The 13596-nt window shown below is 60.5% G+C and carries 14 protein-coding genes; 4 read left to right on the top strand and 10 right to left on the bottom strand.

Annotated features, from left to right (window positions below):
• Positions 1-241 precede the first annotated feature (241 nt).
• The 3 genes from NDB2M1_RS16255 to NDB2M1_RS16245 all read left to right on the top strand — a co-directional run bounded on the left by NDB2M1_RS16255 (position 242) and on the right by NDB2M1_RS16245 (position 2482).
• Entirely contained in the window at positions 242-1294 is a 1053-nt protein-coding gene (locus tag NDB2M1_RS16255) for an endonuclease NucS domain-containing protein (RefSeq protein WP_143146802.1), read from the top strand.
• Positions 1295-1576: 282 nt separating this feature from the next.
• A complete protein-coding gene (locus NDB2M1_RS16250) occupies positions 1577-1786 on the top strand; it encodes a hypothetical protein (protein WP_072383921.1) in 210 nt (69 codons plus the stop codon).
• Positions 1787-1816: 30 nt separating this feature from the next.
• Positions 1817-2482: a hypothetical protein gene (locus NDB2M1_RS16245; RefSeq protein ID WP_072383920.1), complete on the top strand. Its 666-nt coding sequence runs from the start codon at positions 1817-1819 to the stop codon at positions 2480-2482.
• Positions 2483-2495: 13 nt separating this feature from the next.
• Here the strand turns inward: NDB2M1_RS16245 and NDB2M1_RS16240 are convergent, their stop codons facing one another.
• Positions 2496-3278, bottom strand: coding sequence for a GntR family transcriptional regulator (locus NDB2M1_RS16240; RefSeq protein WP_022677998.1), 783 nt, complete (start codon positions 3276-3278; stop codon positions 2496-2498).
• Between the two features lie 179 nt (positions 3279-3457).
• Between NDB2M1_RS16240 and NDB2M1_RS22145 the strand changes: the two genes are divergently transcribed.
• On the top strand, positions 3458-3670 hold the full coding sequence (locus tag NDB2M1_RS22145) for a hypothetical protein (RefSeq protein ID WP_137775965.1): 213 nt from the start codon (positions 3458-3460) through the stop codon (positions 3668-3670).
• A gap of 46 nt (positions 3671-3716) precedes the next feature.
• Here the strand turns inward: NDB2M1_RS22145 and NDB2M1_RS16235 are convergent, their stop codons facing one another.
• From NDB2M1_RS16235 to traW, 9 genes are all read right to left on the bottom strand, one after another.
• Positions 3717-6497 carry a conjugal transfer protein TraG N-terminal domain-containing protein gene (locus NDB2M1_RS16235; protein WP_072383919.1) on the bottom strand — a complete coding sequence of 927 codons (2781 nt, stop codon included), beginning with the start codon at positions 6495-6497 and terminating at the stop codon, positions 3717-3719.
• A 28-nt stretch (positions 6498-6525) separates the two neighbouring features.
• Positions 6526-7857, bottom strand: coding sequence for a conjugal transfer protein TraH (locus tag NDB2M1_RS16230; protein ID WP_253185918.1), 1332 nt, complete (start codon positions 7855-7857; stop codon positions 6526-6528).
• A 122-nt stretch (positions 7858-7979) separates the two neighbouring features.
• Positions 7980-8786 carry a conjugal transfer protein TraF gene (gene traF / locus NDB2M1_RS16225; RefSeq protein WP_072383917.1) on the bottom strand — a complete coding sequence of 269 codons (807 nt, stop codon included), beginning with the start codon at positions 8784-8786 and terminating at the stop codon, positions 7980-7982.
• The gene (locus NDB2M1_RS16220; RefSeq protein ID WP_039330795.1) at positions 8783-9160 is read right to left on the bottom strand and encodes a hypothetical protein; all 378 of its coding nucleotides are present in this window, start codon (positions 9158-9160) and stop codon (positions 8783-8785) included. The genes traF and NDB2M1_RS16220 overlap by 4 nt, the downstream gene beginning before the upstream one ends.
• A complete protein-coding gene (locus NDB2M1_RS16215) occupies positions 9157-10899 on the bottom strand; it encodes a conjugal transfer protein TraN (protein ID WP_072383916.1) in 1743 nt (580 codons plus the stop codon). Before NDB2M1_RS16215 ends, NDB2M1_RS16220 begins: the two co-directional genes overlap by 4 nt.
• Positions 10896-11633: a type-F conjugative transfer system pilin assembly protein TrbC gene (trbC, locus tag NDB2M1_RS16210; protein ID WP_072383915.1), complete on the bottom strand. Its 738-nt coding sequence runs from the start codon at positions 11631-11633 to the stop codon at positions 10896-10898. Before trbC ends, NDB2M1_RS16215 begins: the two co-directional genes overlap by 4 nt.
• Positions 11634-11647: 14 nt before the next feature.
• Positions 11648-12673 (bottom strand): conjugal transfer pilus assembly protein TraU, encoded by a 1026-nt coding sequence (gene traU, locus NDB2M1_RS16205; protein WP_072383914.1) that lies wholly within the window; start codon positions 12671-12673, stop codon positions 11648-11650.
• The gene (locus tag NDB2M1_RS16200) at positions 12663-12941 is read right to left on the bottom strand and encodes a hypothetical protein (protein WP_039330803.1); all 279 of its coding nucleotides are present in this window, start codon (positions 12939-12941) and stop codon (positions 12663-12665) included. Before NDB2M1_RS16200 ends, traU begins: the two co-directional genes overlap by 11 nt.
• A complete protein-coding gene (gene traW, locus NDB2M1_RS16195) occupies positions 12938-13594 on the bottom strand; it encodes a type-F conjugative transfer system protein TraW (RefSeq protein ID WP_072383913.1) in 657 nt (218 codons plus the stop codon). Before traW ends, NDB2M1_RS16200 begins: the two co-directional genes overlap by 4 nt.
• Positions 13595-13596 lie beyond the last annotated feature (2 nt).

The following is a 13596-nucleotide window of genomic DNA, read 5'->3' as shown; positions in this document are numbered from 1 at the left end:
TGCGGGTGATGATCATAGTTTGATGACGGTGCCTGCTGGCCACCGTGCCCGACGATGTCTTCCTTAGCGGGCAGGATACAGCGGCAGCCTCATCCTGTTGTAAATATCGGCAATGGCCTCGTAAGCTATTGTTCGTTCATGTGGAAGGACAACTGGCTTCATGGGCAGATATCTCTAGATCACAAATATTCGCAACGCAGCGAGAGCCTGCGGGGTCTGCGTATACAAAAAGGGGCAATCCGTGAGCGGAACAATCTCGGCAGATGCACTTGGGCGCCTACGCGCTGCAAAAGCGGCAATGCAGAAGGACGGTGATATCCGAGAGATTCTCGAGTCGCGGGATAGCGTCGTCGATCGCTATGGCCCACAATTCCAGCCTGGCCAAATCGAACAGATCGACGAGAAGGTATTGCGCTCCTTTCTTCTTATAGAGAACAACAAGCATTGGTCTGGGCTCTTTCGGCAGAGCAACCGTATTTGTGCTGACATGACCGCAACTCGGGCCGCACTCGCAGCGTTGGTCGATGAAAGCCGGCCGATCGAGGAACGAACCCGGCCTGCGACCGAGATAAAGGGTCTAGGCAAAGGGATCATCACAGCGATCCTTCTCGTAGCATACCCAAACAAGTATGGTGTCTGGAACAATACGTCGGAGAGCGGGCTGATCGACCTTGATCTGATGCCTGACTGGCCGCGCGGAGCGAGCTTTGGCGTACGCTATGCCGCAATTAATGGCGTTCTGAACGAACTCGCCAGAGAACTTGAGGTCGACCTTTGGACGCTCGACACCATTTGGTGGTATCTGTCAGGCGATAAGGAAGAGACCGAGGTCGACTCTGAAACCCCACTGACCGCTGATTCCCCAACAGGACAAGTTGCAGCCCGCTTCGCGATCGAGCGGCATCTGCATGACTACCTCTTCGACAATTGGTCTCAGCTCGAACTGTCCAGGGACTGGGATATCTACGTTCGAGACGGGGAGCCGGACGCAGGATACGAGTTTCCGACTCCGATCGGACGGATCGACCTTTTGGCTAAGCACAAGCACGAGTCGAAATGGCTCGTGATCGAGCTTAAGCGCGACAAGTCGTCGGACGCAGTAGTAGGGCAGATACTGCGCTACATCGGATGGATAAGCGCTCACCTCGCTCAGCCAAGCGAGACCGTGGAGGGGCTGGTCATCGCCGCGCGGGGCGAAGACAAGCTCCACTATGCGCTTAGCGCGGTGCCCTCCGTCTCGTTCAAAAGCTACGAAGTGGAGTTTCGGCTGAAAGACGGACCCCCCGTTCGATGAGTTCTCGCGCCCCTAATCGGTTTTGCTTACGGAAAGCTTGCCGATGAGGTGAAGCGCAGATTGAAACATGTCTTGGCAGTGGTCAGGTATCCAGCCTCGCGGCTTTGCTGATCGCAACTTTCGCAGACAACAGTAAGGTCTGCCTAAGAGGGCAATCGGTAGCGGTTTCGCAGTACGGTACAAGGAACTAGCAAGATGCGAAGCGGTCTATAGTCGACAAGGTGGCTCGACAGTTCGCGGATTATCGGCCTAGATTTGAATCAGTTTTCAGCGGGAGCTTTGATGGGGCATTACGAGGATTTCAAGCGCTTGCTCGCCGCCATTGAAGCATATCGGAGGGATGCTAGCATTCCGGTCGAAGCTGAACAGATCGACGCAGCTTGCGAACGAATTCTGACCCATGATCCCTTTGATGAAACCGCCATTGAATGGAAACGGATTGCTGAATTGGTGAAGGAGCTCAACGGGGGCGATTGGCCGCCGACCGGTTGATGATCCACCCTTCGCTGCTATCCTCCGGCAATGCCCAACGGAATCGACCAACTCTATCGGACCGCGATCGAGAAGCTCGCCAAAAGCGCTGATGCCGATATCGAGCATCTCCGCCGCGCAGTGATCAGGGGCGACGGTGTACCCCTTGAGCCCGACCCACGCCTTCTCGCCGAGGCGTCCGGTAAAGGCGCGGATTGGGGGGAATATGCGTTTGGGGAACTCCGCGCATTTGGCTTCATTGTGGCGGATGTGGCTAGGTTTGTTTGGTATCGGCCGACGAAGAACGAAATGTGGGAGCGGCAGGCGGTTCTAGCCGGGATCGAGGCTACGGCTATCGTCAGACTGGTCTCGATGGACCTTTCTCCTGCCATCCCTGAAATACAAAGGCGGCTAGAAGCATTCGACCGAACTGCGGCTTCCGGCAAAGCGCTCGCCTCACTCCTCGCGCACCAGAAATTGATGGTCAGTGTCGTCGCAGCGACAGGCGAAGTCGCCACGCTCGAGGAATATGCAAGGCGCGCCAGCGTTGCACAGGTCTATGCGCGAGCAGCGACCCTGGAGCTGACGGATATAGAGGGCATGACGACATCTGCCCGAACCATGGTCCAATTGCTTTGTAAGGGCGACGCGCGCGATTGCGCTGCCGCTGCGACTGCCATGCGGATCCACCCCCGGCAGCCCGCCTTTGCGGCTTGAGGTGTGAGCGCTGCTACAAGGGATGCGCGGCCGCGCCGGCATCACTCAGTGGACCAAGCAGCGGGCGCGCGGCCTTCGTACTCCCCGTATACGTCGGCAATCCGCTGACCTGGGGCTCGATGGCCTGAAGGGCGTGATACTGGGCGCTTTTTGGAAAGTCTTTGCGCTCCATCTGCTCGATCAACTTGTGGAGCGCCGGCGCGGTTGAATCGAAGAAGAAGCGGCTCGCTTTCCGTACGCCATCAAGATCACCCGCGCGCGCCGCGACCAGATAGCTGTCCGCAGCTTCAACCAGGAAACCCGTGCGCTCGGCATAGATGTCCGAGAGCCAGAGTAGCCTGAAAAAGGCCTGCGGGATGAACTGCTCGACCAGCTCGGACAAGGTGCTCTGCGGTCCTCCCAAAATGATCGTCGCGAAGGACATCGCCCCGAGAAAGAACGCCTCATCCTCCACTGCATGGCTGCGGACGTCCTTCTCAAGGCTCTCGGCCACCGCCTGCAACCGCGAACCTCCCGCCAATGCCAGACGAAGGGCGCCGATCTCGACGATCGCTCCCAGCGCAAGGCGCCATTCCTCGATCTGTTCTCTCGTGAAGGTCGAAACAACATAGGCACGGCCACGCTTGGTGAGATAGCCCCCGACACCCAGCGACACCAGAAGATGGCGAGCCATCGACAACGACACGCCGGTATGCGCGACAATGTCGTCAGCGGTCATCGACGTACCGGGCGGCAAGTCGCCCAGCATGACCCGCTCACGCAGCTCGATATAGGTCGCGTCAATCTTCGACAGCATGAATTCCCCACGGCCCGCCAGACATGGCGCTTGCCGCTCTCTCCGGGTTTCAACTTAGCATAACGCCTGCGAAATGCAGCCTCCTATGCTGCTTCGCTCAACTCCAGCCAGTCCCCAACACCACCTCCAATCGTTGTCATCGAACCATGATAATGGTATGTTCAGATTGGAGAAAGACGATGGAAGACTATGAAAACTGGCGAACTGTCGATTTCTCGAAACGAGCAATACCTGACGACCTGACTGGGAATGGTGATCCAGATTTCTTGAAATCACGTATTCCAGAAAACGATGCCCGATCTCATCTGGATAGCCACCCCAGAAACAGCGCTGGACCTTGGATCGTGATTTTGGTTTCCATCGGTTTCATCGCATTCAGCTTGCTCAGCTGATAACTGCGAGATCGTATCCGGGCGCTGCCACAACTCCCCATCCGCTCTACCGCTGATCTCGATCATAGAACCGTTCATTGAAGCGCTCGTCAGCGCCACCTGAAGTAGAACGACCCCCGTCAAATTCCCGACGCCGATCATCAAAGCGGGTGCCATTGGCCTCGTAGCGCTCCTTCAGGCTCCCCTGCCCTTCGCTTATCCGAGCACCAATCGAGTCATCGGTCGATCCCTCGACAAGATTCCGGGAGCTTCCGCCAGAACGCTGTGGCGCTCGAGCCCTAAGGTCAGTTTCGGTGAAGCTACCGGGCCCGGCGACTTTGCCGGTAAGCGTTCCCTTTTCCGGGATGAGATCATTGAAAGGCGCCACCCGCTGATCGTAGTAGTCGGAGATGATCTCGCGCGCGACAAGCTCGTAGACAGCCTGCTCTTGCGGACTGTAGTCGGTTCGAGCAAGGCTGGGTGCAGTGATCCCGAGTTCCGCCGCCTTTTCCTGATAGCGGCTTGCCACGATCTGGCTCATGTCGAAGGCGAGACTAGCACCAAATCCCTCCCGTGTAGAGGTACTGTCGGTGAGTGATGTCGCCAGCTCGTCAATCTGGGCGATCCGCTGATCGATCCGCCGGATCTCCTCGAGTGCACGTTCACGCGAGTAGGCGTTCTCGGAATAGCCCTCACTCCGGCTGAAGCTTCCGCTTTGAGCGTAGCTCCCACTGTCTTGCGTGACATTCGAACCATTCGAACGATTGTCCGAAGTCGAGGACTCGAAGCCCTGCGTTTCGTTCCGATCATTTCCTCGAGAGACAACGTCTGTTCGCTGGCGGCTACCGCTGATGCCAGCTTGGACACCTCCATTGGCGCCCACACTCCCCTTGCCCCCAGGCCCGCCATCGCCACCTCGAGTGCCTGCAACGCTGCCGGACAACCCGACACTGCCGCTGCGGCTCGTCTCGAGACGATCAATGTTGGTTTGCTGATCTCCCCTCGACCGCGTGACACGATCGCTTTCGCTGACGGTGTCCCTGGCATCCAGCGACTGATTGTCGAACCGCTGCAGGTTCTCGCCCGAGCGATAGCCCGCCGATCTTTCACTGCCACTCGAGTTGCGCACTCCGCTGGTTTGCCGCGTCGAGGTACGGTCGAGGAACGAAAGTGCGCGCGACCGCTCTTCCGAAAGAGTGTTCCGCGCCGTCTCAAGTTCAGAAAGGGTCTGCTGCCGCTCGGCATTGGCGAACTGGCTGAGCGACGCGCCGAACGCCAATCGGCTCATGCCCGGCGACGTGTCAAAGACGCTCGCACCATCCGTCATGGTCTTTGTCGTTGTCCCATTCGCATTGACCGTCGACATGACCGGCGCCCCGCCGGTGAAGGAGGGAGCGGCATTCCATTGTTCGGACTGCCGGTTGAAGCTTGAGAGGTTCATGAAGCTCTCGTTCCCGTAGGAATAGTTGCCGGTCGTACGCTCGACGGCAGCCGCTTCGGCTGCCGCCTGCGCTGGGGCAAGCATCGAGGTCGCTTGCGACGAGACGGCCATGGCCCCTTTCGCCATTCCGCCGGCGAGGAAGGGGATCGACATCATTAGAAAGCCCGCGATCGTTGCCGTATCCGCATTGACCGCATCGATGCCCGCCATCCCCGCCATGGTAATCCCGCCCGGTGCGGTGGCGTTCAGGGCATCGGAAGCGCGGTCCATGATGAACATGTGCAGGACCACATAAAGCGGCCCCCACGCAGCTAGGTAGAAGAACCCTGTGAAGTAGCCCTTGAGCGCCATCGTACCTGTCCGCGGCATGAGAAACAGCGGAAAGATGACCGGGAACATCGCATAAAAGACCACCGTCAGGACGATGTTGAGAAGCGGCACCCAAGTCATCGCCTGCTGAGCGATCGAGCTGTAGGTGTTGCGCGCCTGCTCCTCTGCTCGAAGCATCGCAAAGGTATCGCCGTCCGCGGCCCCAAGATTGGCCCGCGCCTCGAGGAAAGCGTTCACCAGCGAGCGCTGCTGGAAAACCTGCTGAGCTGTCTGCGAGCTCCCGTGGAACTGGTTTGCGATCACAGGGAGATCAGAAACCAGCTTCGCTCTCGCCAGAGCTGGCGTCAGGCCGGGGAACAGCTTGCGGCCCTCTTGCTGCAGACCCAGCTCGGTATAGGCGGTGATGCCAGTCTGCAGCTCGCTATAGGCATTCTGGCAGGTGACGATGATCGGTGGCCCGCTCGCAGGCAGGAACTTCATTCCCCGCGCCGGAGACCCAGGCCCCATATCGGCAAGGATGTTGTTCGAGTTGGCGATTGTGTCGAAAGAGGTGTGTCCGAGCAGAATGTCGTAGAACAGACACTGCTTGAAGTACTCTCCGAGGTTTGCGCTTATCCGCGGGTCGCGAATCTGAAAGTCGCGGGTCCGGTCCCAAAGCCGCGCACCGTAGATCATCCCGTTGGTCGACATCTGCAATGCACCTGGCATCACGAAGACCGTTTCGGCGGTGCGTGTCAGCCAGTCCCCGGCCTGGCTGCTGACCGACGCGATCATCGCCAGACCGATGGGCACGTTGGCAACCGTGGCCGGCGCGAGCGAGGGATTGAGGCGATCGGTAATCCGGACCGAGGTCACTGGGACGACCAGAGCGCCGTAGATCAGTGTCGCACCTAGAAACCAGTTGAACCAGGCCCGCCAGTCGAGACTGAAAGCCACGATGAGCAGGGTATAAATGAGCCCGATCACCATCACGACACGCAGCAGCGCGCGGAAACCCCCTCCCCCGGTCCAGGCGCTGACCGCATTGAAGATGTTGACCAGGTACTCGCCTCCACCGATCGTGAAGATCTCCATCATCGCTCGTCCTTCCTGCCGCGCGCCGGGCCTATTGCAGGCCCTGATTTGAGAGGGATGTGCTGAATCGCAGCGCAGCCGACATCTGGGGCGAAAGGTTGTTACGCAACGTGCCCTCGAGGAAAACAGCCCGCTGAACGACATGCTGGGTCCGTTCGAGGCGGAGGTTCATCCCTTGGGAATATGTGTCGAGCACCTGTCGGACCGAGACGATCTGCGCGCGCCACTGTGACAGTGCTTCCTCATTGGCATTCTGGAAGGAGCCGACGCCGCGCGAGGCATAGCCGTAATACTGCTGTGCCAGCGCATCGAGGAGGTCCATCGCGACGATCTCGGCAAGATCGTTCATGTCATTGGCTGTCATGCCGCCAAGCGTTGCGGCCGCGTTGACCGAGATGATCTTGTAGAGGGGGATGGTCGTGGCTCCCAGAAGACCAATCTCATCAGGCGTGAGAGCAGCATTGCTGCGCACCTTGCCGTTCATGCTCTCGATCATCGCCCTCACACGCGGCTTCAGGGCCTGCGAGGCAGAAACAGACATGCTCTGCGTGGTGGGATTGAGGCACTTGTCGCTCGTGTCGCACTTCAGCATCGTGACCGAGCCCCCGCCATCGAGCAGCGCGGTCAGCAAAGCCCGGTCTCCCTGCCCGACGAACTGGTAACCGCGTTTGCCGCTGGCATCGCCGTCCTGATAGAAGATCACCGTGCCGACGAAGGTCATCAGGTATTCGCGGAAGTTCACCGAGAAACTGGGGTAGCTCTGCTTCAGCATCTCCCACGTGAAATTGTAGCTGGCCGCGGGAATGGCGGGATCCTTGTTCGCCTTCAGGGTCGCCTCGCGCTGCCCACCCGTCCCGCATTCATGCCGCCCCTTGGCCCAGTCGGAGAACAGGCCCTGGCTGTTCCCGATCGACTTGCAGATCTCCGACGACATGCGATCGGACTTGCCCCACAGGCCGCCGACGAGGTTCTGTGCGGTCTCGCAGCTGTTCATGTTGAACTGGTTCATCTGCTGCGCCTTCTGCGCCATTTCCTCAATCGTTGCCGAGATCTGCGGACTGATCGACTTGATCGCGAGCTGGAAGGCAAAGCCGAGCGCATTGTTGGCCGTCGCCTTGAGCATCGCCACGATCTCGTCCGAATTGATGAACGAGAAGGAACCCGAGAAGACATCGATACCCCCGCAGCCGGCTTTGACCGAGGGCAGCTGGAGATTGACCGGGTTGACGCTCCTTTGCGGGAAACGGGTCCAGATGTTGCCGCCTGAATAGTAGCCCGCAGACTGGCCCTGATAGGCAACCGGCCCGGTGGCGTTCGCAGCCGCGCCCATGTCATTGAAGAAGCTGTTGAGCTCAGACCCCACATTCGCATGAACAGGGCCAGCACCCATGCTGGCAACTGCCAGCGCTGACAAGGCAATCCCCGCTCGCCTCAGGACAGGAGCGAGCAGCCGGGTCGCCGAATTTGGCGTGGAGGTGCGTGCCATCAATAGTCGCTCCCTGGTTCGATCTTGGTGAGGTAGAAGATGCGCTGCATGACCTCGTCGGCCGCCATCACGCCGTAGCCGATCGGAATGGGCTGCTTCGTCTGGGTGTCGAACAGGACAAGGGCAGGAACGGTCCCGCCTTGCAGCCCCATGCGCTGGTACTGGCCGCTGTCGACCACGAAGTTGGGAAACGCCTCGTTGGGGCCACCATCCATCGACACCGCCAGTACCTCGAGGCCGTAACTATCGGACAGGGCCCGCATGACCGGCGAGAATGTCCGGCAGGCCGAGCATGACGAGGAGTAGAAGTAGAACACGCCGTAACGCTGAGTGAGCGCTGCCATCGATCCCTCGCGCTGCTGGCGGCGATCGGTTAGCCAGGTCTGCTTGGCGAGGGTCGAGACTGGACGCTCAAGCGTGTAATCGAGCTCGGGGTTTTGCCAGATTGCACGGCTCCAGACGTCGGCGAAGGTCGACGCACGATCAAGCTGCTCGCGCTGGAAGCGTATGTAGTTGACGATGTTCTCCGAGGTCGGCTCGAGGATCGCGCGCGCCTTGAGCTCGTCGAGCTGGCGGGTAATTGCCGCCATGCGGTCAACCGCAGGCGGGCTCTGGGCCGGCTGCTGTTGGCTTCGCTCCCGCGCCTTGCGTTTGGCCTCTTCCGAATTGCAGTAGAACCAGGTGCCAAGCTTGCGCTCATCGCAATAGAACGCATCGCGCGGGGCGGGGGATGCGCTCTGCGCCACCAAAGGAGCACCGAGCGCCACGCCGAATGCGCTCAGGGCAAGGAAAACAGGCTTATTCATGGGCATTGTCCTTTCCCGAGGTCGAGCATCTGGAGGAGGAAGGCGGTTTTGAAGAGACCACGGCCGCGGTCGATCATGCGGATCATTCCCCCCGAAAGAGTGGTCGTGGCCGCGACGCCGGCTTCCGTCAGGCACAGGCCGCAGTCATCTGTGCCCGAACGGCGCGCCCAATCCTTGTCGAGAAGGCGCGCAACCGAACTCGCGACCTCGCTGCGTGTCGCCGGATGCAGGAACCAGTCTTCGATCCGCGCAAGAAGATCGGCCTCGGTCCGCGCGAGATCGCGACCGATCGCAACCGCAACCGCCAGATCGAGAACCTCAGCAGATGGGAAAGGTCGTTCTCTCCCGAATGGCAGGACCGTGGCACCGGTCATGATCCGGTCCCTCCATGACGAGTATAGTAGCTCTCGATTTTCTGCTGAATCTGGATCGACATCTCGATCTCACTGGGCAGCTTTGCCGCGTCGACGAACTCGGCGTAGACCTCTCGGAAGTCCATGCGGCTGAGATCGAGCTGCTGGAATTGTGCGATCAGGAAGCCGTCGCAGTCAGGTTGCTTCGGGGTTCCCCACTGCATGCCGAGCTGGGCCTTCCCCTGCTGGTTGAGGATGCGGACCAGCTTGCTTCCGTAGCAGCAGTAGGACTGCTTGCGGGTTACGCAGACTCCGAGGACGCGCGCTGAACAATAGGTGCCGACAAAGTGGCAGAGGCCAGCATCATCGCGCTTGTCGACCTCGCGGTCCTCGCGGTCGCACAGGAACGGTGTCAGGAGCGGAACGCCCTTCCCGCTACAGCAGTTCGAGAGGCCAAAAATCTTCCGGGTGCAACGCAGATGCTCGCCGCTGAAGATCTTCAACTGGTCGGGATCGAAGCCATCGCGCAGGTTCCCCATCACGTTCATGGCGACCATCGCGTCCTTGAACTCGGTGGACGCCTCGCGCGTCACCTGCGTGCATTCGCCGTCGATGCAGTAGAGGTCGCCCGCGCAGACATAGGCGGCTGAAGCGGAGGTGCCCGTTTGGGGAAGGGTGCACTGGTACCAGCGGTCGTGGACATTGCAGGTCACGCCATCGGGCTCGAAGCTCAGGCATTCATCATGACTGAACTTGCAATCAGAGCGTGCTTCCAACGCGGCGCAGTCATTGGCCGGTGCCACACCCTGGCACTGATAGGTGCGCTGCCACTCCCAACAGCTTCGCGTAACCGAAAGACCATTGATCACCCGCGTCTCGTCAGGGGCCGTGCAGACCTCGCTAGCTAGGGTGCAGGTGGCGCCATTGGTGGCACTCCGGCAAGCAGCTTCGTCTATCGTTTCGCCGACGATCCGAGCAGTGTTTCGCTCGACTCCGCCCGGCACGCCGCTGAGCCTTGAAGGGCATTGCCAGACCTGGCGGTAGATCGGCTCTCCAGGCTCCGAACACCATTTGCGGCCGTTATCTTTTGCTACCCACTGCAGGCACCGCTGACCGATGCGCACGCTCCTCTCGAGGGTGCAGGAACCCGAACCCTGCGCATTGGCAAGCATCGGGCACATGTCGGTTCGCTCGGCAAACTCGTCGGTTTCACAAGCATATTCCCAGGAGCGCCGCCCTTCGGTCTGAACGCTAAGCGCGGCATTGCATGTCCGTGGTGCGTCAAAGGGCTGCGACCCGCTGTTGCAGCTTTCAAGATAGGTCGTTGCGCCATCGCCGCCCGGGGGAAGCGGCGAACAGGTGTTGGCTTCCCCTCCGATCCCAGCTCCCGCCCCGAGGTAACGATCGGGATCGCCCTCAATTGCCGAGGCAGACGACAAATCGATCGTCGCAGGATCGACGACCTTGCGGCGCGGATCAATGACCGTCCGGTATTGCTCCTGGTAGCGCTGTGCTTCGCCGGCCGTCGTCAACCCCTTGGGGTCATCGACATAGCGCCGTGCTGGAATGTCCGTCCCGCCAAAACCGGGCACACTTGCTTCACTGCCAGCGCTCAGAATAGTCGAGTTCGTGCCATCGCGCAGGCTACGGGCCATGGCCTCGCCATCGGCGCGCGCATCGCCAGATGTCATCTGGGCATGAGCAAGGTGCCCGGACGCGAGCAACGCAAGACAGGCAAATGACAGCCGCACCGGGTTCACCGCGCAGTCCTCATGTTCGCGAGCGCGACCCGAGACACTGGTGCGCCCGGGCCGTTGGCGTCAGCAAAAGTTTCGAGCACATAGGCCACGCTCACATTGCCCGCGATCCGGTCGTTGGGTGGCGGCGCGGTTACGCAGTCGAGTTGGTCGCAAGGCTCAAAATCCGTCGAGAGAGCCACGAAGGTCGGCACCCGATCAACACGGAGCGAGCGAAACAGCCGCGGGTCGATCGCCACGTTGGTGGCCCCGGCCTGGTCCACAACCTTGCGGATACCCGTGATGAAGGCTTGGGGATTGCCGGAGGAAAAGCCACGGAAAACCACGACGCCCCCAGCCTTGGTCGTGTCCGCAATAAGCCGGGCGAGCGCGTCCTCCGGCATCGACAGGCTGGCAAAGGCAATGAAAAGCGGCGCGCCCTTGGGCTGAACATTGCCGGCCTTTGCGCCGGTTACGATCGCGTCGAAATCAATGGCGCCTTTGACTCCTCCCATGTCCGATACATCGAGATCCTGCACGGAAGCCTTGGCTGCATCAACGACACCTTGCGCCTCACTGCGATGCGCCTCGCTCCTTGCGGTCGCGAAATCGAACAGTTCTTGCGCATCGGCCTGCGCCGCGTGCCCGCGCGCCTCGATAGCCTGAATATCGATACCTTCAACGGTCTGGGCGAAGACCGCCACCGCAAAGCCTGCAAGACCGACACCTGTAAGACAGAAAGCGAGCGTGCGGTTCACTATCCCTCTCCCGGCTAAAGGACGCAGCAGTTGCGCTTGCGCCAGACAAGGAAGCCCACGTCTTCACCCTTCACAGGGTAGACCTGACCCGCCTTGGGCAAGAGCGTTGTGGCGCCGATGGGCGAACAGGCCTCGCGTCCGCTCACCATTGCGGTTGGGTTCACCTGCTGCAGGCGGTACTGGCTCTTCTTGAGGATCGGCATGAGATACTTGGAGCACAGCGCCTTCGGACCGCTGGTGCCCCAGGCCAGGCCCTGCCGGTGCATCTTGTAGATCATCCGCTCGGCCGCGAGCCGGGCAGATTGCTTCATGCCAACGTTCGCGCCGATGTTGCCGTTCATCGGGTACATCGGACCCTGACAGCCCGAGCACCAGAACAGCTCATCCATCGGCAGCTTTGCGCTCGCCGAAATGCAATCGGCCGAGCAGGCGGCTTGCGCCAACGGCGAAGTAAACAGGGCCGCCTCGGGATTGAGCAGAGTGGTCAGCTCATCATCCTGCCAAAGGGGATCAATCTCACTCAGATAGGCAACATCGAAGGAGCTCGCCTCGAGGCACAGGAAGTCCGTGACGACCTCTAGCCAGTAGAGCAGCGGGTAGATGTAGTAATGGACGTGGTACTTGGCGCTGTTCTGCGCCTGACCGCCAACCTGTGAGGAATCGGAGGCATAGCCATTGCCGATCGAGAAACCGGGATTGAGTTTGATCCCGCCGAGATTGGGGAAACACCAGGGCTTTGTCGTGACGTCGACGAGCCGCACCGGCTCCCAGAAACCCATCGCGAGGCCAATGCGCGGAACAGGAGTGCCGCACGCACAGATCGGGAGGTCCGGATTCTTGGTGTCGGCCCGGGAGGACGGCCAGATTTTGAGCGAGCCGAGCGAGAGCGGGAACATGCAACCCCAACACACATCGGTGACAGGATTGACGAAGCTGCCCGAGCAGCGGCCAGGCCCGGCCGGAAGACCTTGAGCCGCTGCCGGCGTTGCCAGCGCTGCTACCAGCAGAGCCACGATGGGAGCCAGAAGCCTACCCAGCATCCTGGTCCTCCCTGCCCTGCATGAGCCACGCATCGTCGGCCGCATTTTTGGCCTTCAGCCAGAGCCAACCCTGAACGATGACAAAGGTGACGGTGGCGCCCAGCCAGGGAAACGCCAGAGGGCGTGACAACGTGCGCAGCTCGCCAAAGAAGAGAACTGTTGCGGAGAGCACTGCGCAGCCCATGATCACTCGGATGCGGGCGCCTCGCAGCATCGGCGTTTCGGGGGCAGCGAGCGGGACCGGCAAAAGATCGCGCCACCCGGTCATGTCGGCTGCCCCTTGCGGCGGATGACATGCTCGGTGACCTGCAGCAGATCACCCTTGCGCTCGACCACGGCCGGCGTGTGGCGGATACCGAAATGCGTTATCAGGCGCCCATCTTGGTCGAAGTAGAAGCGTCGGCGATGCGTTTGCATCTGGGTGAACGGCGAGCCGTCGACGAAGATGATCTTGGCCGCTTCATCGCCTCCCCGCTGCATGGCCCAGGCGAGCTCTGCTGGATCGTTGCCATTGATGAAGACGAGCTTCTTCGAAAGACCCGTATAGCTCAGCGGATTGACGCGCTGACCTGCGACAGCAATGAGATTGCCGCGATCGTCGCGAATGTCGTTCTCGACCACGATGGCAGGATCAAACTCCCAGCTGCGGGTCTCACCCGCAGGGCTCATCCCGGCAACAGCCACCGGCTGCATGACCCGCTGCGTGACCTTCTCGGCAAACTGGCGGTTCAGCGCATCAATCTTGCCGCTCGCCTGCGCCGTATCGAGACGGGCCTTGATGACCGCCAGGAGGTCAGGCTCGATAACGGGCCAGGTCTGACCCATTTGTCCATGATCGACGCCCACGCGCGTGGGCGGAACGGGCACGCCTGCACCGATCGCGAACGGCGTCAGCACCGCAAGAAGGATTCCGCGCTTCACAG

This window comes from Novosphingobium sp. NDB2Meth1, assembly GCF_900117425.1.
GTDB lineage: Bacteria > Pseudomonadota > Alphaproteobacteria > Sphingomonadales > Sphingomonadaceae > Novosphingobium.
This window is presented reverse-complemented; position numbering and strand designations above follow the sequence as displayed.